Source organism: Microbacterium sp. F01, assembly GCF_056156365.1.
This window is the reverse complement of sequence record NZ_CM149592.1, coordinates 843,944-868,745: the sequence shown is the minus strand read 5'-3', so window position 1 is coordinate 868,745 and position 24,802 is coordinate 843,944. Positions and strand designations below refer to the sequence as shown.

Here is a 24,802-nt window from a genome sequence, read left to right as displayed (position 1 = left end):
AGCGTCAGCGTGTGCGGGCGACACGGGACTCGTCCCAGACGGGCTCGGTGGACTCGAACACCTGGCCGTCGGAGCCGAAGACGAGGAAGCGGTCGAAGGACTTCGCGAGCCAGCGGTCGTGCGTCACCGCGAGCACAGTGCCCTCGAAGCGCGCGAGGGCGTCCTGCAGCGCCTCGGCCGAGACGAGATCCAGGTTGTCGGTCGGCTCGTCGAGGAGCAGCAGCGTCGCGCCGGAGAGCTCGAGCAGCAGGATCTGGAACCGCGCCTGCTGGCCGCCCGACAGGCTGTCGAACGTCTGCTCGGCCTGCGCGACGAGCCCGTAGCGGTCGAGGGCGCTCGACGCCGCCTCGCGGGGTAGACCTGCGCGGGCGTCCTCACCGCGATGGAGGATGTCGAGCAGCGTCTTGCCGTCGAACTCGGGGTGGCGGTGGGTCTGCGCGAACCAGCCGGGCACGACGCGCGCTCCGAGGATCCCGCGACCGGTGTGCGCCACGGGATCGAGCCCCGCGCCGGTCGTGGTCACGTGCCCGAGCCGGCCGTCCGGGTCGGTGCCGCCACGGGCGAGCAGGCGCAAGAAGTGCGACTTGCCCGAGCCGTTCGAGCCGAGCACCGCGACCCGGTCGCCGAACCACACCTCGAGGTCGAACGGCTTCATGAGCCCGGTGAGCTCGAGATTCTCCGCCACGACCGCGCGGCGCCCGGTGCGTGCGCCGCGCAGCCGCACGTCGAGGTCCTGCTCCTTCGGGCGGTCCTGCGGCGGACCCGCCTCCTCGAACTTGCGCAACCGCGTCTGCGCGGCGCGGTACCGCGAGGTGAACGTGTCGTTCGCGGTCGCCTTCACTTTGAGGGTCGCCACGAGCTCCTTGAGCTTGACGTGCTGCTCGTCCCAGCGGCGGCGCAGCTCGTCGAGGCGCAGCATCCGATCCTCCCGTGCGCGGTGATACGTGCCGAAACCGCCGCCGTGCACCCACGCGGTGCTGCCCGCGCCCCCGGCCTCGAGCGTGACGATGCGGTCGGCCGCCCGGGCCAGCAGCTCACGGTCGTGCGACACGAGCAGCACCGTCTTGCTCGTCTCGCGCAGGCGCTCCTCGAGCCAGCGCTTGCCGGGCACGTCGAGGTAGTTGTCGGGCTCGTCGAGCAGCAGCACCTGGTCGGGCCCGCGCAGCAGCGCCTCGAGCGCGAGCCGCTTCTGCTCGCCGCCCGACAGCGTCGTGAGCTCGCGGAACCGGGCACGAGCGAACGGGATGCCGAGCGCCGTCGTCGTGCACGTGTCCCAGACGGTCTCGTACTCGTAGCTCCCGGCCTCGGCGTAGTCGGCGAGCGCGCCGGCGTACCGCATCTGCGTGTCGAGGTCGTCGTGCTCGATGATCGCCGCCTCGGAGTCCTCGAGCTCGCGTGCGGCGCGGCGCACGCGATCGGGCGCGACGGCGATGAGGAGGTCGTGGACGGTCTGCCCGGCTTCGCCGTGGCCGACGAACTGGTCCATGACGCCGAGCCCGCCGTCGATCGAGACGACGCCCGAGAGCGCGGGCGTCTCACCCCGGATGATCCGCAGCAGCGTGGTCTTGCCGGCGCCGTTCTGACCGATGAGCGCCGTCGTCGACCCCTCGCCCACACGGAACGAGACCTCGTCGAGCAGGGGCCGGCCGTCCGGCAGCGCATACGAGACGGCGGCGATGTCGATGTACCCCACGGTGTTCCCTGTCTGCTCCGGTGCGGCATCCGCCGCCGTTCAGGGAGCCGACCAGACTACCCCACCGGGCGGGTGCCGTCAGGCGGCGGGGGCGGCGTAGCGGCCGGACTTGATCGCGCGCTCGCGCGCCTTGGCCGCCTCGACCTCGCGGTTCTTCGGCGGTGCCACGGCGACGAGGTCGTCGAGCAGGTGTTGCGTGATGTGCGCGATCTCGTGCACGGCGTGGTCGAAGGCCTCCTGGTTCGCCTTCGACGGCTTGGTCGTGCCCGCGATCTTGCGCACGTACTGGAGCGCGGCGGCGTGAACCTCTTCGGACGAGGCGGCGGGCTCGAAGTTGTGGAGCGTGTGGATGTTCCGGCACATGCCCCCGACCCTACGCCGCGCCCCCGACGCGGACCAGGGCGCAGCATCCGTCCCCTCGTTCACATCGCGTGCTGTCACCGAGGCGACCCGTTGTGCGCGCGAACGACGCATGCACTCGGTGAGAACACGTGATGTGAACGGATGCTGCCGCCCGCGGCATCCGTCATCCGCAACGGAGCCGGTTACCAGCGGTCGGTGCCGCGCGGGAGCACCTCGAGCACGTGGGGCAGCTCGGTGGGGAAGCACGAGCGGAAGAGCTCGGTGATCTGCGGGTCGGAGCCGTAATCGTCGACGATGCGCAGGCCGATCATCGTCGAGATGAGCATTCCCTCGGCCATGAACGCGCGCGACTCGTCGGCGTCGAGGCCCATCTCGTCGCGGAAGAACCGCCACACCTTCGCGAATCCCTGGCGCGCGGCGGCGCCGATCGCGGGGTGGCTGCCCAGGAGGTACGCGTGTGCGAGCGTCTGGTGGAGGCCCCGCACCTCGATGAGGTCGACGTAGGCCTGCCCGATGCGCTTGGCGGCGGCCTTCTCGGGCGTGATGTCGGGGTCGTGGGGGGTGTCGTCGGCGAGCGCGGCGCGGAAGCCCGCGAGCATGCGCGCCAGGGCGTCGTCGAGCGCCGCGAGGAAGAGGTTCTCCTTCGAGCCGAACAGCCGCACGACGTACGGCTGGCTGACGCCGGCCGCCCGGGCCACCTCGTCGGTCGTCGCGCCTTCGTAGCCGCGGGCGCCGAACACGGCGAGCGCGGCCACCAGGATCTGGCGCCGCCGCTCTTCGGACGACAGGCGTTTGCCCGTTTCGGGCGCCTCGTCCATGGCGACGGCGCCGCTGCCGCTGCCGTTGAGTCCCGGAGATGTCATGTCGAAAGGTTATCAGCGAATGACTTGACTTTGTAATCAGTCGATTACTACATTGTGGTCCAGCAAGTAATCATCGAATTACAACGTAGCTTCCCATGACCGACACCACCCTGACAGCGGCCCCGCGCCGCACGCGCCCCTTCGCGCTCGTGCTGGCCGCAGCATCCCTCCCGATGTTCATGGCCACGCTCGACAACCTCGTCATGACGAACGCGCTCCCGGTGCTGCACCGCGAGATGGGCGCGAGCGTCGAAGAGCTGCAGTGGTTCGTGAACGCCTACACGCTGGCCTTCGCCGGCGCGATCCTCATCGCCTCGGCGCTCGGCGACCGGTTCGGCCGCCGCACGCTCTTCGCGATCGGCATCGCCGTGTTCGGCGTGGGCTCGGTGCTCGCCGCGCTCAGCGCGGATCCGGGTCAGCTCATCGCCGCCCGCGCGGTGCAGGGCCTCGGCGCAGCGGGCGTCATGCCGCTGTCGCTGGCCCTACTCAGTGGCGCGGTCGCCCCGGCCAGACGCGCGCTCGCGATCGGCATCTGGGGCGGCGTCTCAGGCCTCGGCGTCGCGGTCGGCCCGCTCGTCGGCGGGGCGATCATGGAGGGCTGGGACTGGCAGGCGATCTTCTGGATCAACGTGCCTGTCGCGATCATCGCGATCCCGCTCGCGCTCGTCGTGCTGAACAACGACTTCGGCGCCCGCGCGCGCATCGATGTTCCCGGCGCGCTGCTCGCGGCGGCGGGCGTGCTCGCCCTGGTCCACGCGATCGTCCGCGGCAACGACGACGGCTGGGACTCGATCGGGGTCATCGCCGAGATCGTGCTCGGGACTCTGCTCATCGTGGCGTTCCTGTGGTGGCAGACGCGGGCGACCGCACCCCTCATGCCGTTGCGCCTCTTCCGCGACCGCTCGTTCTCGATCACCAACATCGTCGGGTTCGCGTTCAGCTTCGGCACGTTCGGCGCGGTGTTCATCCTCATCCAGTACCTGCAGGTCGTGCAGGGCTCGACGCCGTTCGAGGCCGCCCTGCAGACCACCCCGTGGACGCTCGCGCCCATGATCGTCGCCCCGATCGCCGGCATCCTCGCCCCGCGTGTCGGCACCCGCATCCTGCTCGTGCTCGGCCTCGCCCTGCAGGGCGTCGCGCTCACGTGGATCGCCGCCGTCATGTCGACCGACCTCGACTACCCGACCCTGATCGCGCCGTTCATCATGGCCGGCGTCGGCATGGCGCTCGTCTTCGCCCCGTCCGCGACGGCGCTGCTGGCGACCCTCGGCCTCATCGACCACGCCAAGGCGTCGGGCGTGAACTCCACCGTTCGCGAGCTGGGCGTCGCCCTCGGCACCGCCGTGATGACCGCGATCTTCGTCAGCGCCGGCGGCGAGCTCCTCCCCGACCTGTACGTCGACGCCGCCCGCCCCGCGGTGTTCACCGGTGCGGCAGTGCTGTTCGCCGCGACGATCGTGGCGCTGTGGCTCCCCTCCGGGAAGGGGACGGATGCTGCCGCCCCGGGCTCGTCCGAGGCCGAGGCCGCCGAGCCCGCCGAGCCCGCCGAGCCCGCGCGCGAGGTCGTGCCCGTGACCTGACCCCGTCCCCGTTCCTTCCTTGCCCCGTGGGAAGGCGGGGAGCCGAGAGGCCGGGATCAGTCGCCCTTCCCGCGGAGGGCGCGGGTGAGCAGCCCGTCGAGGAAGAACAGCAGGAAGGCCGCCGAGCCGATCCACGGCGCCAGCGCCACCACCGCCGCCGAAATGAGGAGGGCGCTGAGCGAGCCGCGGCCGTAGGCCACAGCATCCGGTCCGCTCATGTCGGGCATCAGGACGTCGCGCTGCCGCACCGCCCATCCCCACTGCAGCCAGCTGAACAGGATCGCGAGGAAGAACGTCACCGGCATGGCGAGCCGGCCCGCGAGCCACTCGGAGTACTCGGTCGTCAGGTTCGTCGCGAACGGCACGAGCACGATGAACAGCAGCCGCGCGTTGTTCAGCCACACCGTCGTCGCGTCGACCCGGGCCAGGTGCTCGAACTGCTGGACGTGCACCATCCACATCAGGCACAGCAGCACGAAGCTCAACCCGAAGTTCAGGAACAGCTCGTACATGCCGCCGATCGCCGCCCACATCTCGGCGTCGGAGTCGACCTTGCCGAGCGAATGCTGCGTGAGATCGAGCACGAGCAGCGTCGCCGCGATCGCGAAGACGCCGTCGGTGAACGCCTCGAGACGCGTGGTCCGCTGTGTCGCCAGAGGGTGCCGCCGCTGCCTGATCATGGCGCCAGAGTAGCGACACCGTCCGCCGCAGCGCCCGTCACACTCCGTCACCGCCCCCTCGGCAGCGGCGCGCGGTGCGATTGGATGGACACGGAGACGGATGCTGCGCCCCTCGGCATCCGAGACCTGGGAGGCCCCGTGACCGAGCATGTTCCGTACGTCGTCGTCGGCGCCGGCGCCATGGGCCTCGCGACGACGTGGCAGCTCGCGCGCCGCGGCCACCGCGTGGTCGCGCTCGAGCGGTTCGAACGGGGCCACACCCGCGGCGCTTCGCACGGCGCGACCCGCAACTTCAACAACGCTTACGCGGCGGCGCACTACCTCGACCTGCTCACCCTCGCCCGCGTCGAATGGGACCAGCTCTCGCGCTCGACCGGCGAACCGCTGCTGCGGCTGCACGGCCTGCTGACCCACGGCGACGACGCGGTCGTCGCCCAGGTGCACGACGCCCTCGTCGGCCGGGGCGAGCGTGCCGAGGTGCTCGCCCCGGCCGAGGCGGCACGGCGCTGGAGCGGCATGCGTTTCGCCGGCGACGTGCTGTTTACGCCCGACGCGGGAGTGGTGCGCGCCGCCGCAGCGCTCGAGGCGCTCGAGCGCGGGGCGCGCGGCTACGGAGCCGACGTCCGCTTCGGGCACCGCGTGGTCTCGCTCGACGAGCGGGACGACGGCGTCGCGCTCGCGATCGACGCCGACGGCGAGCGCCTCGACATCGTGGCCGAGTCCGTCGTCGTGACCTCGGGAGCCTGGAGCCGCAGCATCCTTCCCCCGTCCTTTCCCCTCCCCCGGCTGACCGTGACCGAGGAGAGCCCCGCGCATTTCGCGCCGATCTCCGCCGACCCGGTGTGGCCGTCGTTCAACCACCTCCTGCCGCCCGAGCGGTATCCCGCGAACGTCTACGGCATGCCGACGCCGGGCGAGGGGGTGAAGGTGGGCTTCCATCTCGTCGGTCCGGTCGTCGACCCCGACGCGCGCACGTTCCGCCCGGTGCCCGCCCAGGCCGCGCAGCTGCGGGGTTACGTGGCCGAGTGGTTCCCCGGCCTCGACCCCGACTCGGCCGCGCCGATCAGCTGCACCTACACGTCGACGGACTCGCAGGACTTCATCCTCGACCGCCGCGGCCGCATCGTCGTCGGCGCCGGCTTCTCCGGCCACGGCTTCAAGTTCACCCCCGCCGTCGGCTCAGTCCTCGCCGACCTCGCGACCGACGACGGCGCCCGCGCGGCGGAGCCCTTCCGCCTCCCCTGACCTCCAGCTCACAGACTTCGCAGGGTCGCGCGAACCTCGCGGGATTGTGGACGGATGCTGCGAACTCGGCGCGATTCTGCGAAGGCTGTGTAGGTGCACCCCGACTGGCCACCGAAGCGTCGGCCCACCATCCAGTGACAGACTTCGCAGAGTCGCACGAACCTCGCAGGGTTGTCGCCGGATCCTACGAAGTTCGCGCGATTCTGCGACGTCTGAGAGTCGCCGCCCTCTCACGCGGCGCGGTGAAGGCCGGCAGCGACGGCACGCCGGATGGTGCGCTCCACGCTCGTCCAGTCATGGACGACCTGCGAGTAGCTGACTCGCAAGACGGTGTACCCACGCAGCCTGAGCTCGGCGTCGTGCGCGATGTCGCTGGTGCGCTGCGCGCTCGAGGAGTGGAACTCGTACCCGTCGATCTGGACGACCAGGCGATCGCCGACGAGCATGTCGACGGGGCGCCCGGCGAGGACCACCTGCTGCCGGACACGAAGGCCCAGTCGCCGGAGCGGAATCACCACGAGGGTCTCCAGTCCCGAGTCGGAGAGACCCGTGACCGCGTCCGCGAGGTCGCGTGCCACGCCCGAGCGCCACTCGATCGCGCGCAGGGTCTCGGGTGCGAGCTTCTCGACGCGGGCGGCGGATTCCCACAGCACGAGCGCGGTGTCGCGGTCGACGCACAGCGCGATGTGGAGGAGAGCATCTTCCACCGCCCCCAGGAGTGAGCGTGCAGCGGGAACCACCGGTTTGGTCCAGTGCGTCACACCGGACCACGTCTCATCGAGCCGCGTCGGGCCCGACCCGGGGAGCATGTGGAGGTGCAGCTCCGACCCGATACCCTCCGGCATCCACCATTTCCGTCGCCGCGCGAGCGAGATGCAGGACACCCGGCCACCTGCACGGGCGGCGGTACGGAGCTCGTCCGGGGCCTGCGGTGTGCACAGCCACACACGACGGATGAGTTCGGCGTGGCCCTCACGGACGAATGCACGGATGACCGCGATGGCGAATCCAGCCCGCAGCGCATCGTCGCGGTGCGCGATGCCTCCCTGCGCCGATAGCCAATCCCCCAGCTGCTCTGTCGTCTTCCGGATCACTCCCACGCCGCGAGTCTGGCCATCCCCTGCGATGCGAGCGCCCGTTTCGAGGTGGATGGGGAAAAGCCGGTTCCTCCCCGCCCTGTGGAGGACGCGGCATCCGTTCACAGACTTCGCAGAATCACGCGGATCTCGCAGGTGATCCCGCCAACCCCGCGAAGATCGCGCGAATCTGCGAAGTCTGCGCGTGGAGCCGCCGAGAAGTGCGGAAAAAGGATGCTGCGGCCAGGCGCAGTGCGCCGGGCCGCAGCATCCGTGTCCGAAAGGGGTTACTTCTTGTAGTTGGGGGCCTCGACGACGATCTGCACGTCGTGGGGGTGCGATTCCTTGAGGCCGGCGGCGGTGATGCGGACGAACTTGCCCTTGGTCTTGAGCTCTTCGATCGTGCGGGCGCCGACGTAGAACATCGACTGGCGCAGGCCGCCGACGAGCTGGTAGGCGACCGCCGAGACGGGGCCGCGGTAGGCGACCTGGCCCTCGATGCCCTCGGGGATGAGCTTGTCGTCGGTCGGGACGTCGGCCTGGAAGTAGCGGTCCTTCGAGTACGACGTCTTCTTGCCGCGGGTCTGCATCGCGCCCAGCGAGCCCATGCCGCGGTACTGCTTGAACTGCTTGCCGCCCTGGAAGACGATCTCGCCGGGCGACTCGTCGGTGCCGGCGAGCAGCGAGCCGAGCATGACCGTGTCGGCGCCCGCGACCAGCGCCTTGGCGATGTCGCCCGAGTACTGCAGGCCGCCGTCGGCGATCACCGGGATGTCGGCTTCGCGCGCGGCCAGGTAGGCCTCGTACACAGCGGTCACCTGGGGCACGCCGACGCCGGCGACCACGCGGGTGGTGCAGATCGAGCCCGGGCCGACGCCGACCTTGACGGCGTCGACGCCCGCGTCGATGAGCGCCTGCGCGCCCTCGCGCGTGGCCACGTTGCCGCCGATGACGTCGATGTGGTCGAAGCTCGCGTCGGCCTTGATGCGGCGGACGATGTCGATGACGCCCTGCGACTGGCCGTTGGCGGTGTCGACGACGATGACGTCGACACCGGCGTCGCGCAGCGCCTCGGCGCGCTGCCAGGCGTCGCCGAAGAAGCCGATGGCGGCGCCGACGCGAAGGCGGCCCTGCTCGTCCTTCGTGGCGAGGGGGTATTTCTCGCTCTTGTCGAAGTCCTTGATGGTGATGAGGCCGGCGAGCTTGCCGTGCTCGTCGATGAGCGGGAGCTTCTCGACGCGATGCTGCGCGAAGAGGGCGATGACCTCGCCGGCGCTGATGCCCACGCGCCCGGTGACGAGGCCGTCGGTCGTCATGACGTCGCGCACCTTGGTGGTCTGGCGCTCGAAGCCCGAGACGAAGCGCATGTCGCGGTTCGTGACGATGCCCACGAGGTGGTTCTCGTCGTCGACGACCGGAAGGCCCGAGATGCGGTACTGCGCGCAGAGCGAGTCGACCTCTTCGATCGTCGCGTCGGGGGTGGTCGTGATCGGGTCGGTGATCATGCCCGACTCGCTCCGCTTCACGCGGTCGACCATCGACGCCTGGTCCTCGATCGCGAGGTTGCGGTGGATGATCCCGAGACCGCCTTCGCGGGCGATCGCGATCGCCATGCGCGACTCCGTCACCGTGTCCATCGCGCTCGAGATGAGCGGGGTCGCGACGGTGATGCGTCGCGTCACCCGGGACGAGGTGTCGGCTTCGCTGGGGATCACGTCGGTGTGGCCGGGCAGCAGCAGCACATCGTCGTAGGTCAGTCCGACGAAGCCGAAGGGGTCGTTGTGCTCCATGGGGTCTCCTCGCGCGGGCGCGCGCGTGCTCTCGGGGGTTGGACGGCGGCGGCCGGTGCGCTCGTGACGCTCCGTACTCGATTCTAAGTCGGCGAACCTGGAAATGATTCCTGAATGCCGCCTCCTGAGACGCGGTCCCACCCTCGTTGCGATCGGGTCACGTATCCACAGGGTGCGATAGGCGAAACACCGGCGACACATTACGCTCGTACCGTCGTTCATCACAGCCGATGCGACCCGGACATCGGTGCGCTCGTCGGCGGCGAACTGGAGGTTCTGTGGGTCCTGCGACTGTGACCACGAGGCATGTGTCTGGAAGGCGGTCGATCGCCGCCCTCTTCGGACTGCTGCTCGTCCTGTTGGGGCTGTTCGCCACCGCGACGCCCGCCCTGGCAGCCGAAGACGATCCCTATCGGATCAGCGGCAACGTCCAACTCGACGGTGAGCCGTTGGAAGGCGTCGAGCTGACGATCGACGGCCCGGGCGGCGAGCAGACGGTCGAGACCGATGAGAACGGCCAATGGCGCGTCGGCGTGCCCGAACGCAATGCCGAGTACACGGTGACGCTCAACGAGGAGACGCTCCCCGAGGGCATCGCCGTCGTCGACGACGAGGACGATACCCCGAACGAGAAGGAGGTGACCGTCGGCCCCGGTGGCCGCGTCACGGTGAACTTCTTCATCGGCGAAGGCGAGCGCAACGTCACCGGGTTCTGGGATCAGCTGGTGCAGCGACTCGTTCAGGGCATCAGCTTCGGCCTGATGCTCGCCCTGGCCGCCATCGGTCTCTCGCTCGTGTACGGCACAACCGGCATATCGAACTTCGCCCACGGCGAGATGGTGACCTTCGGCGCGATCGTCGGGTACCTGCTCGTGACTCCGGCGACCCTCGGGCTCCCCTGGTGGTTGGCCTATCCGCTGGCCGTGATCCTGAGCGGACTGCTGGGCCTGGTCCTGGACATGGCCCTATGGCGACCATTGCGCCGACGAAGGACCGGTGTGGTGCAGCTCATGATCGTGAGCATCGGGCTGTCCCTGGCGCTGCGCTACACCTACCAGTTCTTCATCGGCGGCGGCACGCTGCAGCTGCCCGGCGCCGCGGCGGAGAAGATCCCGCTTTTCGGCGTCGTGCAGATGAGCGTGATCGACATGGTTTCCCTCGCGATCTCGATCATCATGATCGTCGCCTTCGCCCTCTGGCTCACCCGCTCGCGGCTGGGCAAGGCAACGCGTGCGATCTCCGACAACCCGTCGCTCGCTTCGGCGTCCGGTATCGACGTCGACTTCGTCGTGCGGATCGTCTGGATCGTGGCCGGCGCCATGGCGGGTCTCGCCGGCATCCTCTACGCCTTCTACCGACCGGGCATCCGGTGGGACATGGGAGCGCAGATCCTGCTCCTGATGTTCGCCGCCGTCGTGCTCGGCGGTCTGGGCACGGCCTTCGGCGCCCTGATCGGCGCACTCATCGTGGGCATCCTCGTCGAGGTGTCGAGCCTGTGGATCCCCGCTGACCTCAAGTACGCCAGCGCGCTGTTCATCCTCATCCTCATCCTGCTGCTCCGACCGCAGGGCATTCTCGGACGACGCGAGCGGATCGGTTAGGGCAACGACCATGGACTGGCTTCAGATTCTCTCCAACACGGCATCGTCGATCATCAGCCCGGCGACGCTCGGGTACGCCCTCGCGGCGCTCGGACTCGCGGTGCACTTCGGCTACGCCGGCCTGATCAACATGGGCATCGCCGGCTTCATGGCGATCGGCGCGTACGGGTACGCCATCTCGATCCTCACGTTCGGGCTGGAATGGTGGCTGGCGGCGATCATCGGGCTCGCCGCGGCCGCGGTGTTCGCGCTGATCCTCGGCATCCCGACGCTGCGCCTGCGTGGCGACTACCTCGCGATCGTCACGATCGCGGCGGCCGAGGTGCTGCGGTTGATGTTCCTCACCACGGCGTTCGACGACGTGACCGGATCGGCCGACGGCCTGAGCGGCTACCACGCCAGCTTCCGCGCGTCGAACCCGATCCCGCCCGGCACCTACGGCTTCGGCCCCTGGACCTACAACGAGACGGGGTGGTGGGTGCGCATCATGGGCATCATCACCGTGGTCATCGCCGTGATGGTCGTCTGGATGCTCATGCGCAGCCCCTGGGGCCGCACGCTCAAGGGCATCCGTGAAGACGAGGACGCCGTGCGCTCTCTCGGCAAGAACGTGTTCTCCTACAAGATGCAGTCGCTCGTGCTCGGCGGCGTGATCGCCGCGGCCGGCGGCATCGTCTACGCCCTGCCCTCGGCGGTCAGCCCCGGCGTGTACGTCACCTCCCTGACGTTCTTCGTCTGGACGGCGCTGCTGCTCGGCGGCGCGGCGACGGTCTTCGGCCCGATCCTCGGCTCGCTCATCTTCTGGGCGCTGCAGACGTTCCTCTCGAACGTTCTGCCCGCCCTCGCCTCCGCCGGCCTCCTCGGCGGCATGTCGCAGATCCAGGCCGGCATCCTGCGCTTCATCCTCGTGGGTGTCGCGCTCATGCTGCTCGTGATCTTCATGCCGCAGGGCATCCTCGGCAACAAGAAGGAGCTGACCTTTGTCAAGTAACGGCGCAGCCCACACCGCCACCGGACCGGTGGCACGCCCGAAGACGACCGGACTCCATGTCGGCGACGCAGCGCCCGGCGTCGCGAAGGTCGATCCGATCATCGTCGCCGACGGCGTACGTCGCACGTTCGGCGGAGTGTCGGCGGTCGACGTCGACCACCTCGAGATCCCCCGCGGAGCGATCACGGCGCTGATCGGGCCGAACGGCGCGGGCAAGACGACCCTGTTCAACCTGCTGACCGGCTTCGACAGGCCCGACGAGGGCAGTTGGAGCTTCGACGGTCGCAGCCTCTCCGGAGTGCCGGCGTACAAGGTCGCGCGCATGGGCCTGGTGCGCACTTTCCAGCTCACGAAGGCGCTGGGCCTGCTCACCGTCATGGACAACATGAAGCTCGGTGCCACCGGGCAGCGCGGCGAGCGCTTCTGGATGAGCCTCATCCCCGCGCTGTGGCGCAAGCAGGACGCCGAGATCGAAGACCAGGCGATCCGTCTCCTCGAGAAGTTCAAGCTCGACGCCAAGTCCGACGACTTCGCCGCAAGCCTCTCCGGCGGTCAGCGCAAGCTCCTCGAGATGGCGCGTTCGCTCATGACCAAGCCGACGCTCGTCATGCTCGACGAGCCCATGGCCGGTGTGAACCCCGCGCTCACGCAGTCGCTGCTCGACCACATCCTCGACCTGAAGGACGAGGGGATGACGGTCCTCTTCGTCGAGCACGACATGCACATGGTGCGCCACATCGCGGACTGGGTGGTGGTCATGGCCGAAGGCCGCATCGTCGCGGAGGGCGATCCCTACACGGTCATGCGCGACCCCGCGGTCATCGACGCGTACCTCGGCGCGCACCAGGAGCTCGACCTCGGTGTCGTCACCGGCCGCATCGATGTGATCGATGCGGATGCCACCACGGATGCCGAAGCCAGCGCCGGTGCGAGCGCCCAGGCACTCGTCGAGGCGGGCATCGCGGAGGAAGAAGGGGAAGTGGTGGAGCCCGACCGGGCATCATCCGCAACGGTCGCGGGAGCGCCGGCCCAGGCGCCCACCGCTGCGCCCGACGAACCCGCCCCTGGGGACGGATCCGTCGATGACGCTGCGCCCGCGCCCGAACAGCCGTCCGACGACAAGGAGGAGCGCTCATGAGCACCACCGCTACCCAGACCCCGGTCGTCTTCGTCGACGATGTCCACGCGGGCTACCTGCCCGGGGTGAACATCCTCAACGGCTGTTCACTCGTCGCCCATCAGGGCGAACTGATCGGCATCATCGGTCCCAATGGCGCCGGCAAGTCGACGCTGCTGAAGGCGATCTTCGGCCAGGTGCACGTGCGCAGCGGCACCGTCTCACTCCAAGGCGACGACATCACCGGGCTGAAGGCGAACAAGCTCGTCGCGCGCGGAGTGGGATTCATCCCGCAGACGAACAACGTCTTCCCGAGCCTCACGATCGAAGAGAACCTGCAGATGGGCCTCTATCAGCGGCCCGGGGTGTACAAGGAGCGCCTCGAGTTCGTGACGGGCATCTTCGCCGAGCTGGGCAAGCGCCTCAAGCAGCGTGCGGGATCGCTTTCCGGAGGCGAGCGGCAGATGGTCGCGATGAGCCGCGCGCTCATGATGGACCCCAAGGTGCTGCTCCTGGACGAGCCGTCAGCCGGCCTCTCTCCTGTCCGGCAGGACGAGGCCTTCATCCGCGTCTCCGAGATCAACAAGGCGGGCGTGACCTGCATCATGGTCGAGCAGAACGCCCGCCGCTGCCTGCAGATCTGCGATCGCGGCTACGTGCTGGACCAGGGCCGCGACGCCTACGAGGGAACCGGGCGCGAACTGCTGCAGGACCCGAAGGTGGCCGAGCTCTACCTCGGCACGCTCGGCACCTGACGCCGCGCCTGCCCTGCCTGACCCGGAGGGAACGGATGCCTCGCATCCGTCCCCTTCGGCGTTTCTGCGTATCGTGCCCGTCGTGAGCGACGAGGGCGGCAGGCGCGACGGCGCGGTCGCACCTCCCGCCCTCCCGCGCCACCGTCAGCGCACAGCGAAGAGCCCCGGGTCCGAAGACCCGGGGCTCCTGATCAGGAAGGATCAGCCCTCGTACGCGACGTAGGTGTTGTCGTCGATGTACTCGTAGATGCCGATCGACGCCTCGGTCGGGTCGCCGACCTCGTCGAACGTGATCGGGCCGGAGATGCCGTCGTAATCGGCCGTGCCGCCACCGAGGATGATGTCGGCGCACGCGGCGAAGGTGTCGCACTTCTCACCGTCTCCGCTGCCACCCGAGACCTCGATGAGCTTCTCGGCGATGGCCGTGCCCTCGGTCGACTGAGCCGCCAGCGCGGCCAGTGCGAGCAGGACCGTCGCATCGAACGACTCGGCCGCGTAGCTGTACTCGGTCAGCGGCTCCGTGCCCTCGCCCTCGACGAACGTGTCGAGCTCGTCGGTGAACGCCGAGATCGAGTCGATCGACAGGCCGGGGAGCGTGCCCTTGGCACCGGTCAGCGAGCCGGCCGGGAAGCCCTCGTCGTCGAAGTTCGACAGGTTGCCGTCGACGAAGTACAGCTTGTCGGCGGGGATCTGCCCGAACAGCGACGGGAGGATCGTCGTGACCTCTTCGAACGTGATCAGCGCGATCGCGTCGGGGTCGGCCGCGAGGACCTCCGAGACCTGGGCGTCGAACGACGTGTCACCCGTGTTGTAGGTGGGCTCCGCGACGACCTCGCCGCCGGCGGCCTCGAAGGCCTCCTTCACGTAGCCGGCAAGGCCCGTGCCGTACGAGTCGTTCAGCACGATCATGCCGAGCGTCTGGTTGCCGTCTTCGGCGATCAGGTTTCCGAGCACTTCGCCCTGGAGGACGTCGGACGGCGCGGTGCGGAAGTAGAGCCCGTTGTCTTCATAGGTCGTGAACGCGTCGGAGGTGTTGGCCGGCGAGAACTGGATGACGCCGTCGCCGACGACCTGGTCGATGAACTGCAGCGACGTACCGGACGATGCCGCGCCGATGATGGCGGAGACGTCCTCACCGAGCAGGCGCGGGATCTCGGTCTCGTACGCCTTGTTGTCGGTGTCGCCCGAGTCGCCGTAGACGACCTCGAGGTCGAGGCCAGTGGTCTCGGCGTAGTCGTTGATCTGCGATGCGGCGTACGCGACACCGGCCTCTTCGGGCGGACCAAGGAACGCCAGGTTGCCGGTCTGCGGCAGCGCCGTGCCGATCTTGAGGCTCAGATCCTCGACGGGGCCGGCCGACTCGGTTGCCTCGCCGCCGGTGCCGCCGCCGGTGCAACCGGCGAGGACGAGGGCGCTGGCGCCGACGAGCGCGATGCCACCGAGGACGGTGGCCGTACGCGAGCGGGTGAAGACGCTCATGTTGCTCCTTGCTGTGTTTTGACAACGGGAACGGCTCGGGCGCCGACCCAGTGCACTAAACCTAATCGTCGGCAAGCGTCAGCAATGTTGCCTTTCGTTAACGATCTGTAACGGATTGAAAACCGTGATCGGAGGGCATTTCCGGATCATGTGAACAGATCGGCGCTGTGGATAACTCATCGACGACCGACCCGGCGCCGCCGCCGCGCCCGCCGTTCTCGGCGGCGGCCCGCCATACCCCTTGCGGGTATACACTGGACCGACCGGGTACCCCTCAGGGGTATCCATCCCCGATCGACAGAGGAGAACTCATGGCTGAGGCCGCGTACACGGTGACTGGAATGAGCTGCGGGCACTGCGAGGCGTCCGTGCGCGGCGAGGTGTCGAAGCTCGCGGGCGTCCAGGACGTGCAGGTGAGCGCCGCCGCCGGCACGCTCAAGATCGTCTCCGCTGCCGAACTCGCCGACGACGCTGTCATCGCGGCCGTCGACGAGGCCGGCTACAGCGCGGTCCGCGCATGAACGAGGCCTCGATCCCCGCCGCCCGGTTCGAACTCGAGATCGGCGGGATGACGTGCGCGTCGTGCGCCGCGCGGATCGAGAAGCGGCTGAACCGGATGGACGGGGTCGAGGCATCCGTCAACTACGCCACGGAGAAGGCGTTCGTCACCGTTCCCGCCGGACTCGACCCGCGGGCGCTCATCGAGGAGGTCGAGAAGACCGGTTACACGGCCGCCCTCCCCGCGCCGCCGGTGACCGAGCTCACCACAGAAGAGCCCGCCGACCCCCAGCTCACGAGCCTCTGGCAGCGGCTCATCGGGTCGGTCGTGCTGTCGGCGCCGGTGATCCTCCTGGCGATGATCCCGGCGCTGCAGTTCACGTACTGGCAGTGGGCGTCGCTGGCGCTCGCGGCGCCGGTGGTGGTGTGGGGTGCGTGGCCGTTCCACCGCGCCGCGTGGATCAACCTGCGCCACGGCGCGGCCACGATGGACACGCTGATCTCGCTCGGCGTCTCGGCCGCCTTCCTGTGGTCGCTCTACGCGCTGTTCTTCGGGCACGCGGGCATGCCCGGGATGACGCACACGTTCGAGTGGTCCGTCACTCCGAGCGACGGCGCGGGCGACATCTACCTCGAGGTCGCGGCCGGCGTCACGACGTTCGTGCTCGCGGGCCGGTACTTCGAGCAGCGCTCGAAGCGCCGCGCGGGCGCGGCCCTGCGCGCCCTGCTCGAGATCGGCGCGAAGGACGTCGCGGTGCTGCGCCCCTCGGGCGCTCCCGCCGGTCAGGTCTCCCTCGACATGCCGGGGATCGGCTCCCCCGCCGCACTCGCCCTCGTCGAGGTGCGCGTGCCCGTCGCCGACCTCCGCGTCGGCGAGGAGTTCGTCGTGCGACCCGGCGAGAAGATCGCCACGGACGGCGTCGTGACCTCCGGCACCTCCGCCGTCGACGCCTCGATGGTGACGGGCGAATCGGTGCCCGTCGAGGTCGCGCCCGGCGACCCTGTCGTCGGCGCCACGGTCAACGCGGGCGGCCGGCTGGTCGTGCGCGCGACGCGCGTCGGCGACGACACGCAGCTCGCGCAGATGGCGCGGCTCGTCGAGGACGCCCAGTCGGGCAAGGCGAAGGTGCAGCGGCTGGCCGATCGCATCTCGGGCGTCTTCGTGCCGATCGTGCTGCTGATCTCGCTCGGCACGCTGGTGGCCTGGCTTCTGACCGGCGCCCCCGCCGCGATGGCGTTCACCGCCGCCGTCGCGGTGCTCATCATCGCGTGCCCGTGCGCGCTCGGTCTCGCAACCCCGACGGCGCTGCTCGTCGGCACGGGTCGCGGCGCGCAGCTCGGCATCCTCATCAAGGGCCCCGAGGTGCTCGAGTCCACGCGCACCGTGGACACAGTCGTGCTCGACAAGACCGGCACCGTCACCAGCGGCCGCATGTCGCTCGTCGACGTCATCGTCGCGGGCTCGCTCGATCCCCACGCGAATGAGGCGTCCGCCGCCCGCGCCGAGGTGCTGCGCCTCGCGGGCGCTCTCGAGCACGCCTCCGAGCACCCGATCGCGCAGGCGATCGCCCGTGCTGCCGCCGCCGAGGCCGGCACCCTCCCCCAGGTCGAGTCGTTCCAGAACGTGCCCGGCAAGGGCGTCTCGGGCGTCGTCGAAGGGCACGCCGTGCTCGTCGGCCGCAGTGCCCTGCTCGCGGACTGGGCTCTGACGCTCCCCGACGACCTGGCCGCCGCGAAGGCCGCGGCCGAGGCGCTGGGCCGCACCCCGGTCCTCGCCGCGTGGGACGGCGCGGTGCACGGTCTCCTCGTCGTCGCCGACCAGGTCAAGCCCACGAGCCGCGAGGCCGTCGCGCAGCTGAAGACCCTCGGCCTGTCGCCGGTGCTGCTCACCGGCGACAACGCCGCCGCGGCGCGTGCCATCGCCGACGAGGTCGGCATCGAGCGCGTGATCGCCGAGGTGCTGCCGCAAGACAAGGTCGCCGTGGTCAGCGAGCTCCAGGGCGAGGGCCGCGTCGTCGCGATGGTCGGCGACGGCGTGAACGACGCCGGCGCCCTCGCGCAGGCCGACCTCGGCCTCGCGATGGGAACCGGGACGGATGCTGCGATCGAGGCCTCCGACATCACCCTGGTCCGCGGCGACCTGCGCAGCGCCTCCGACGCGATCCGCCTCTCGCGCGCCACCCTCGGCACGATCAAGGTCAACCTCTTCTGGGCCTTCGCCTACAACGTGGCCGCGATCCCGTTGGCGGCCCTGGGCCTTCTGAACCCTATGATCGCCGGAGCGGCGATGGCGTTCTCGAGCGTCTTCGTGGTGGGCAACAGCCTGCGCCTCCGGCGGTTCCGCAGCCTCTCGAACACTGACCGTTGAAGGAGTCCGACATGACCGACATCGCTCTCGAGCACTCCCACTCGCACGCCGACGACCACGCCCACCACGGCTACATCACCGACAAGGACAAGTACCTCAATCGCCTCAAGCGCATCGAGGGACAGGCCCGCGGCATCCACAAGATGGTCGAGGACGAGAAGTACTGCATCGACATCCTCACGCAGATCAGTGCGCTGACCTCCGCCCTCGAGGCCGTCGCCGTGGGCCTCTTGGACGACCACCTTCGCCATTGCGTGGTGGATGCTGCGCGCCTGGGCGGCGCGGAGGCCGACGCCAAGATCACCGAGGCCACGCAGGCCATCGCTCGCCTCGTGCGCTGAGCGCTACGCCGCGACGCGCGTGCGGCGCGCGTGGATGAGCGAGTCGACTGTCAGCACGGTGAGTGCGACCCACACGAGGCCGAAGCCGATCCACCGTTCGAGGGGCATCGGCTCCTGGAGCACGAGCCAGCCGACGAGGAACTGCAGGATCGGCGCCACGAACTGCAGCAGGCCGATCGTGGTGAGCGACACCCGGCGCGCGCCGGCGGCGAAGAGCAGCAGAGGCACCGCGGTGATGACGCCGGTGAGGCTCAGCAGTACGGTGTGCTCCCAGCCTTCCCTGCCCATCGAGAGGCCTTCGGTCGCGCCGACGATCACGAGCACCGCGACGGCGATCGGCGTGAGCCACAGGGTCTCGAGCGTCAGACCGCTCACCGCGTCGACCGACGGGCCGACCTTCTTCTTCACGAGGCCGTAGACGCCGAAGGATGCCGCGAGCGTGAGCGCGATCCACGGGAAGGCGCCGTAGCCCACCACGATCACGAGCACGGCAGCGGCCGCGATGCCGATCGCGACCCACTGCGTCGGGCGCAGGCGCTCCCGCAGCACGAGCACGGCGAGGAGCACGGTCGCGATCGGGTTGATGAAGTAGCCGAGGCTGGTCTCGATGACGTGACCGTTCAAGGCGCCGTAGATGAACACCTGCCAGTTGACATAGATCAAGAGGCCCGCGATCACGGTCAGGCCGAGCACCCTCGGCTGCCGGAAGATCGCGGTCAGCCGCGGCCACGTGCGGGTCACCGTGAGCAGCAGCGCGCAGAAGACGAGCGACAGCAGGATGCGCCATGCCACGATCTCCCACGGCCCGGTCGGAGCGAGGAGCAGGAAGTACAACGGCAGGAAGCCCCACAGCAGGTACGCCGAGAACGTGTAGATCCCGCCGAGCTTGCGCTCGCGGGCCTGGGCCGCGTCGCTCACGATCCGGCGCGTGCCGGTCGTGACGCCGAGGTCCAGCGCGGTCGAGTCGTCGAGCCCGTCCACAGCGGTGGGTTCCGGCGGGGAGGGCTGCGGGTGGCTCACCGAGTCAGCCTACGCCCGCTCACCTCGCGCCCGGCCCGCGGCGCCGGGGGCGCAGCATCCGTTCTCCGCCGTCCATGACGCGATTCCTGCCACCGGGAACGACGAGAGGGCCGGATGCCGAAGCATCCGACCCTCTCGTTACGCGTGGTGCGCTGGACTCAGCGGACGACGACCGCGAGGACGTCGCGAGCCGACAGGACGAGGAACTCGTCGCCGCCGAACTTGACCTCGGTCCCGCCGTACTTGCTGTAGATCACGCGGTCGCCGACGGCGACGTCGAGCGGGATGCGGTTGCCGTTGTCGTCGATACGACCCGGGCCCACCGCCACGACCTCGCCCTCCTGGGGCTTCTCCTTGGCGGTGTCGGGGATGACCAGACCGCTGGACGTGGTCTGCTCGGCCTCGACCTGCTTGATGACGATGCGGTCCTCGAGCGGCTTGATGGAAACCGACACGGTCTACCTCTTCTTTCTTGAGACTAAGACTCGTTAGCACTCTGACGTTGAGAGTGCTTACGTCAGTCTAGGCAACCGGCTGGCACTCATGCAACGTGAGTGCCAATGAGTCGTCATGCACGCACCGCTGTTTCGCTCCGTGACACCGACGCGTCGCAAATGACCCAAGCCCTTGAGGGTGATTTCGAGTCGGATGTATCATCGCGAGTGTCGGCTGCTCTTTCGTGGGGAACGCAATAAGACAGTCGATGCGAGATCGGGGGAGCTCGCTTGCAAACGAGGTGGGGGCGTTTCAGCGTGGATTCCTATTTCCTCTCGGTTGATGTCGGGACCAGCCGAGTGGGTGCAGCAACAGCCAGACTCGCCACTGACGGCAGCATCGTCACATCATCCTTTCCGCTGGGTCGGCGCGCAGACAGCGTGGCGACAGTGGTCTTCGTCGCCGAGGACGGCGAGATGCTCTTCGGCGATGCGGCCGAGCGCCGCGGAGTCACGCAGCCCGAGCGATTGATCCGCGAGTTCAAGCGGAGCATCGGGGACGAGATCCCCATCGTCGTCGGCGGCCAGTCGATCCCGGCTGAGCAGCTGTACGCACGGACCGTCGCCGACGTGATCGACACGGTCGCGGAGCGCGAGGGCGCACGCCCGGAAGGCGTGATCCTGACGCACCCCGCGATGTGGGGTCCGCACCGCATCGGCCTGGTGCGCTCCGCGCTCGAGGCGATCGGCGTGAGCGAGGTGGCATTCATCACCGAGCCTGAGGCCGCAGCACGCCACTACGACGCGTCGCGCAATGTCCAGGACGGTCAGATCCTCGCCGTGTACGACCTCGGCGGCGGCACCTTCGACTGCGTGATCCTGCGAAAAGAGGCGGGCAGCTTCGACCTCGTGGGCGAACCCGTCGGTATCGACAATCTCGGCGGTGCGGACTTCGACGACGCTGTCCTGCGGCACGTGCTGCGGACGGCAGAGGTCCCCGCCGAAGCGCTCCAGGACGCCTCCCCCGACTCCCGCATCGCGCTCTCTCAGCTGCGACGCGAGTGCGTCGACGCCAAAGAGGCGCTGTCATTCGACTCCGACGCCGTGATCCCGGTGCTCCTGGCAGGGGGCCGCTCGAGCGTGCGGCTGACCCGCGCGGAATTCGAGGGGATGATCGACGAGTCGCTGGCGAAGACGATCGACGCTCTCGAGGATGCCCTCGAGGACGCGGGTCTCGAGCCCGATCAGCTCGAGTCCATCCTGCTCATCGGGGGCTCGTCGCGGATCCCGCTGGTCACGCAAGGTCTCTCCGAGCGGTTCGGCCGCCCGACGGCGATCGACGCCGACCCGAAGTCTTCGATCGCGCTCGGCGCTGCCCACACCGCTCTCATCCGCGCGACAGACGTGCAGCTGGGCGTGTCGGCCGAGCTGGCGATCTTCGACGGCGCGCCGGCGGCAGCCGCCGAACTCGAGCTCGCGGGATCTTCCGTGGAACGCGGCATCCCAGCTCCGGTCGGGCCGGTCGCGGCAGCATCATCCGCGCCCAGCGCTCGGCACATCGTCGCGATCGCGGGAGGTGCCGTCGTCGTCGCGGCCGCGATCGTCTTCGGCAGCACGCTCACGGCCGGCACGGGGGCGCTGAACGGGTTCTTCACCGTCTCGACCGAGCCGACGCCCGGACCCACCGACGAGCAGGCCGCCCCCGAGGCGGCGGCGCCGGAGGCGCAGCAGCCCGCTCCCGAGAGCGCCGCGCCTGTCACGGAGCAGGCGGCCCCGCGCGCGGCGAACCCGCAGCGCAAGGGCGCGACCCCGCAGAAGAAGACGACCACCACCACGACGACCACGGCCGACGCCGCACCGGCACCCGCACCGCGTCCGACCAAGGGCGCTTCGCCCGCCCCCAACCCGGGTTCGCAGGACACCGGCGGCACGGGCGGCACCGGTGGAACCGGCGGTGAATCGGGAGGAACCGGCGGCACCGGCGAAGATTCGGGTGGAACCGGAGGACAGACGGGCGGGACCGGCGGCACAGACACCACCGGCAACGAGCCGACGCCGGAGCCCACCCAGGAGCCCCAGCCGGAGCCGACTCAGGAGCCCCAGCCGGAGCCCACCCAGGAGCCCCAGCCGGAGCCCACCCAGGAGCCCCAGCCGGAGCCGACTCAGGAGCCCACTCAGGAACCCGCTCCGCCCGCAGACCCGGCCCCTCCAGCCGATCCCGCGCCCGCCGAGCCGGCACCCTCGCCGAGCCCGACCCAGGACATTCCGGTCTGACGCGGGCCGACGGGGTTTCAACATGGCTACAACCACAACGACTGTGGCGGCGTTCTTCGACGCGACGACCTTCACGGGCGCGCGCCACGCACGTCCCCTCATCGACGCGCTGACGACGCACGACCTGCCCCCGCGGGTCTTGATCTCGGGGAACGCCGGCTCAGGCAAGACCACGATGCTGCGGGGTGCGCAGCGCTTCCTCACGCAGAGCCATGCCGAGGTGAGCGTCCTCGGCCCGGAGACCGACGTGTTCGACGTTCCCGTGTCCAGCATCCTGCTCGTCGACGATCTGCATCTGCTCCCCGCCGCACAGGTCGAGGGCCTGGGAGTGCGCGCGAGCGATCCCGACGCGGCTCTCGTCGTGACGAGCCGACCCTGGCCCCACTCGCAGGCGCTCTCGTCGATCGCGCGTCACCTCGAGCGGAGCCGCCCCGCCGTCGTGCTGGGCCACCTCACACGCTCCGACGTGCTCGACTACCTGGAGGCGAACGACCGGACTCTGAAGCCCGGCTGCCTCGATCATCTGCTCGAGGTGACGGGCGGAGTGGCGTGGCTCGTTTCTGCCGCGCTGGCCGCGCACGACGACCGCGACTGCACGGACGATGGCGCACACGCCGCTCTCGGCCATGTGCTCGAGCAGAGCGTCGCGCACCGGATGGGCGTCGTCGAGGAGGATGTGCGCCGCGCCATCGAGGAGATGAGCGTGGGATCGGACGACGTGCCGGTGCTCACCGACACGGTCGGCGACGTCGAGAGCGTCATCGCCCAGGGCTACGCGGAAGGACTGCTGCTGCGCAACGGGCGCCCGGTGCCGGTGGTGCGCTCCGCCGTGCGCGCGAACCTCTCCGCTCGGCGGCTGATCGACCTCATCGCAGCGATGCCCGGCGGCCTGAACCCCCTCGCGTCCCGATCCGACGGCTTGCTCGCAGACATCCGCGACCCGCGCCTGTCGTCCGCCCTGGTCGAGCACGGCGACCAACTCCTCGATTCCGATCCGGTGCGCGCGGGCGAGCTGTACGCCGCCGCCGCCGACGCCGGCGTGACCTCCGCCGACCTCGCCGCGAAGCGCGCGCAGGCGGCGTGGTCCTGCGGCGACATCGACTCCGCCGCCCAGCTCCTCGATGATGCGATGACCTTCGCCGAGCCCGAGCAGAGCGTCACCGCGCGGATCGCCGACGTCGCGGCCGCCACCTGGTCGATACGGGGAATGCTGCACACCGGGTCGGGCTTCTACGATGCGTTCCCGCCGACGACGGCCGAGGCATCCGTCCGCCGCACGATCGCCCGCGTCGGCATCGGTGAGGCCGGAACGGCAGGGACCGACCAGGCATCCGAGGTCCAGCGCGTCGCTCCCTCGACGCTCGGCGTGGCGATGAACCTGCTCCAGCGCGGGCTCGAGACATCGCTGCGCACCGAGCACGCCGAAGCGGCGGTAGCCGACCTCGTGCGCGCGTCGCACCTGTACACCGCGTCGCGATCGTCCACGCCGATGCCCGAGCATCCCGCGGTGATCGCCGCCGTCGCCGCCATCAGCGCCGGTGATCTCGCGACAGCGCGCGCGGTCGTCGATGCGGCGATCGAGGGCCACCAGGGCACCCCGTGGGTGATGTCGCGGCTTCTGCTCTGGAAGTCATGGATCGCCCTGCAGCAGGCACGCGGTGCGCGTTCCCGCGAGGCGCTCGAGGCCGCTGTGGCGCTGACGCCGAAAGCCGCAGCGCGCGATGAGCTCCTCCTCCAGGCGATCCGCGTCGGACTGGCGCGGCGGTATGAAGATGCCGCCGGCCTGGAGGCCGCGTGGGAGCGAGGCCGTGACGGTCTGCTCGACGCGGACGTCGACCTGTACACGCTGCTGCCGCTCGTCGAGTTCGTCAGCGCCGGCGCCAGAGTGGGCGACGAGGCGGTCACCGAGCCGCTCTTCACCCGTGCGCTCGCGCTGGTCGATGCACTCGGCCGGCCGGCGCTGTGGTCGGCACACCTGCGGTGGGCGGGCATCCAGCGGGGCATCCTCCGCAACCGCCCCGAGTCGCTGAGCTCTCACGCGCACGCTCTCGTGGACGCCGCCCCGCACAGCGCCGTCGCCGAGACGATGGCCAAGGCCGGGCGGCTGTGGACGTCCGTCCTCGCGGGCTCGGTCGACGTCGATGAGGTCGATACGGCGGCCCGATCACTCGCGGCGATCGGACTGCGATGGGATGCCGCGCGCCTGGCCGGTCAGGGTGCAGGACGCTCCGACGACCGCAAGGTGTCGGCACGGCTGCTGGCGCGGGCGCGGGAGCTGTTCCCGCAGGAGAAGCCGGCGGTCGCCGAGACGCCCGGGGAGAGCGCCGAGACATCGCCCGACACCGTGGCGTCGGTGCTGAGCGAGCGCGAGACGGATGTCGCGCGCCTGGTCGTCGAGGGCAAGACCTACGCCGAGATCGGCGAGACGATCTTCATCTCCCCACGCACCGCGGAACACCACATCGCCAGCATCCGGCGGCGGCTCGGCGCGACATCGCGCTCGGATCTCATCGCCAAGCTGCGTGTCGCCCTCTCGCAGACCCGACCCCTCGCAGAGGACGGCTGAGGGCACGTGTGCGGATGGCCCCCAGAACCCCCAAGAACCCCCCTACCGATTCGGGAAAACCCCCGATT

General features: G+C 69.8%; 20 protein-coding genes. 11 read left to right on the top strand and 9 right to left on the bottom strand.

All coding sequences use genetic code 11. The features are described from left to right. Positions 1-4: 4 nt before the first annotated feature. The 3 genes from ACVN90_RS03770 to ACVN90_RS03760 all read right to left on the bottom strand — a co-directional run bounded on the left by ACVN90_RS03770 (position 5) and on the right by ACVN90_RS03760 (position 2,919). Positions 5-1,693, bottom strand: a complete 1,689-nt coding sequence (locus ACVN90_RS03770) for an ABC-F family ATP-binding cassette domain-containing protein (protein WP_475100837.1) — start codon at positions 1,691-1,693, stop codon at positions 5-7. 78 nt (positions 1,694-1,771) lie between these two features. Beyond that, a complete protein-coding gene (locus ACVN90_RS03765) occupies positions 1,772-2,056 on the bottom strand; it encodes a DUF2277 domain-containing protein (RefSeq protein ID WP_116194361.1) in 285 nt (94 codons plus the stop codon). A gap of 182 nt (positions 2,057-2,238) precedes the next feature. Next, positions 2,239-2,919 (bottom strand): TetR/AcrR family transcriptional regulator, encoded by a 681-nt coding sequence (locus ACVN90_RS03760; RefSeq protein ID WP_475100836.1) that lies wholly within the window; start codon positions 2,917-2,919, stop codon positions 2,239-2,241. A gap of 95 nt (positions 2,920-3,014) precedes the next feature. Between ACVN90_RS03760 and ACVN90_RS03755 the strand changes: the two genes are divergently transcribed. Then, on the top strand, positions 3,015-4,499 hold the full coding sequence (locus ACVN90_RS03755; protein WP_475100835.1) for an MFS transporter: 1,485 nt from the start codon (positions 3,015-3,017) through the stop codon (positions 4,497-4,499). 56 nt (positions 4,500-4,555) lie between these two features. Here ACVN90_RS03755 and ACVN90_RS03750 read toward each other — a convergent pair whose 3' ends face one another. Further along, positions 4,556-5,179, bottom strand: a complete 624-nt coding sequence (locus tag ACVN90_RS03750) for a TMEM175 family protein (protein ID WP_475100834.1) — start codon at positions 5,177-5,179, stop codon at positions 4,556-4,558. 84 nt (positions 5,180-5,263) lie between these two features. On the opposite strand from ACVN90_RS03750, the gene ACVN90_RS03745 reads away from it, so the two are divergent. Beyond that, positions 5,264-6,424: an FAD-dependent oxidoreductase gene (locus ACVN90_RS03745; protein WP_475100833.1), complete on the top strand. Its 1,161-nt coding sequence runs from the start codon at positions 5,264-5,266 to the stop codon at positions 6,422-6,424. 230 nt (positions 6,425-6,654) lie between these two features. On the opposite strand, the gene ACVN90_RS03740 is transcribed toward ACVN90_RS03745, so the two are convergent. Continuing rightward, positions 6,655-7,524 (bottom strand): endonuclease domain-containing protein, encoded by an 870-nt coding sequence (locus ACVN90_RS03740; RefSeq protein ID WP_475100832.1) that lies wholly within the window; start codon positions 7,522-7,524, stop codon positions 6,655-6,657. 263 nt (positions 7,525-7,787) lie between these two features. Further along, positions 7,788-9,290: an IMP dehydrogenase gene (gene guaB, locus ACVN90_RS03735; RefSeq protein ID WP_475100831.1), complete on the bottom strand. Its 1,503-nt coding sequence runs from the start codon at positions 9,288-9,290 to the stop codon at positions 7,788-7,790. 308 nt (positions 9,291-9,598) lie between these two features. Here guaB and ACVN90_RS03730 point away from each other — a divergent pair, with 308 nt between their 5' ends. From ACVN90_RS03730 to ACVN90_RS03715, 4 genes are read left to right on the top strand one after another with little or no spacing between them, the layout of a single operon-like run. Further along, entirely contained in the window at positions 9,599-10,891 is a 1,293-nt protein-coding gene (locus ACVN90_RS03730; protein ID WP_475100830.1) for a branched-chain amino acid ABC transporter permease, read from the top strand. Positions 10,892-10,901: 10 nt separating this feature from the next. Then, positions 10,902-11,882, top strand: a complete 981-nt coding sequence (locus ACVN90_RS03725) for a branched-chain amino acid ABC transporter permease (RefSeq protein WP_475100829.1) — start codon at positions 10,902-10,904, stop codon at positions 11,880-11,882. A gap of 28 nt (positions 11,883-11,910) precedes the next feature. After that, positions 11,911-13,020: an ABC transporter ATP-binding protein gene (locus tag ACVN90_RS03720; protein WP_475102053.1), complete on the top strand. Its 1,110-nt coding sequence runs from the start codon at positions 11,911-11,913 to the stop codon at positions 13,018-13,020. Beyond that, the gene (locus tag ACVN90_RS03715) at positions 13,017-13,754 is read left to right on the top strand and encodes an ABC transporter ATP-binding protein (protein WP_475100828.1); all 738 of its coding nucleotides are present in this window, start codon (positions 13,017-13,019) and stop codon (positions 13,752-13,754) included. The genes ACVN90_RS03720 and ACVN90_RS03715 overlap by 4 nt, the downstream gene beginning before the upstream one ends. 201 nt (positions 13,755-13,955) lie before the next feature. On the opposite strand, the gene ACVN90_RS03710 is transcribed toward ACVN90_RS03715, so the two are convergent. After that, positions 13,956-15,233 (bottom strand): ABC transporter substrate-binding protein, encoded by a 1,278-nt coding sequence (locus ACVN90_RS03710; RefSeq protein WP_475100827.1) that lies wholly within the window; start codon positions 15,231-15,233, stop codon positions 13,956-13,958. A gap of 311 nt (positions 15,234-15,544) precedes the next feature. On the opposite strand from ACVN90_RS03710, the gene ACVN90_RS03705 reads away from it, so the two are divergent. Genes ACVN90_RS03705 through ACVN90_RS03695 form a run of 3 tightly spaced genes read left to right on the top strand, consistent with a single transcriptional unit; the run spans position 15,545 to position 18,440 of the window. Continuing rightward, positions 15,545-15,754, top strand: a complete 210-nt coding sequence (locus ACVN90_RS03705; RefSeq protein ID WP_475100826.1) for a heavy-metal-associated domain-containing protein — start codon at positions 15,545-15,547, stop codon at positions 15,752-15,754. Further along, complete coding sequence (locus ACVN90_RS03700) at positions 15,751-18,099, top strand: heavy metal translocating P-type ATPase (protein WP_475100825.1); 2,349 nt, start codon at positions 15,751-15,753, stop codon at positions 18,097-18,099. The genes ACVN90_RS03705 and ACVN90_RS03700 overlap by 4 nt, the downstream gene beginning before the upstream one ends. An 11-nt stretch (positions 18,100-18,110) precedes the next feature. After that, positions 18,111-18,440 carry a metal-sensitive transcriptional regulator gene (locus ACVN90_RS03695; protein ID WP_374977118.1) on the top strand — a complete coding sequence of 110 codons (330 nt, stop codon included), beginning with the start codon at positions 18,111-18,113 and terminating at the stop codon, positions 18,438-18,440. 3 nt (positions 18,441-18,443) lie between these two features. On the opposite strand, the gene rarD is transcribed toward ACVN90_RS03695, so the two are convergent. Together rarD and groES are read right to left on the bottom strand one after the other, a co-directional pair. Continuing rightward, a complete protein-coding gene (gene rarD, locus ACVN90_RS03690) occupies positions 18,444-19,358 on the bottom strand; it encodes an EamA family transporter RarD (protein ID WP_475102052.1) in 915 nt (304 codons plus the stop codon). Between the two features lie 260 nt (positions 19,359-19,618). After that, on the bottom strand, positions 19,619-19,915 hold the full coding sequence (gene groES / locus ACVN90_RS03685; RefSeq protein ID WP_045275440.1) for a co-chaperone GroES: 297 nt from the start codon (positions 19,913-19,915) through the stop codon (positions 19,619-19,621). A 420-nt stretch (positions 19,916-20,335) separates the two neighbouring features. Between groES and ACVN90_RS03680 the strand changes: the two genes are divergently transcribed. Further along, positions 20,336-22,168, top strand: a complete 1,833-nt coding sequence (locus tag ACVN90_RS03680) for an Hsp70 family protein (protein WP_475100824.1) — start codon at positions 20,336-20,338, stop codon at positions 22,166-22,168. 22 nt (positions 22,169-22,190) lie between these two features. Then, complete coding sequence (locus ACVN90_RS03675) at positions 22,191-24,734, top strand: helix-turn-helix transcriptional regulator (protein WP_475100823.1); 2,544 nt, start codon at positions 22,191-22,193, stop codon at positions 24,732-24,734. Positions 24,735-24,802: the final 68 nt, after the last annotated feature.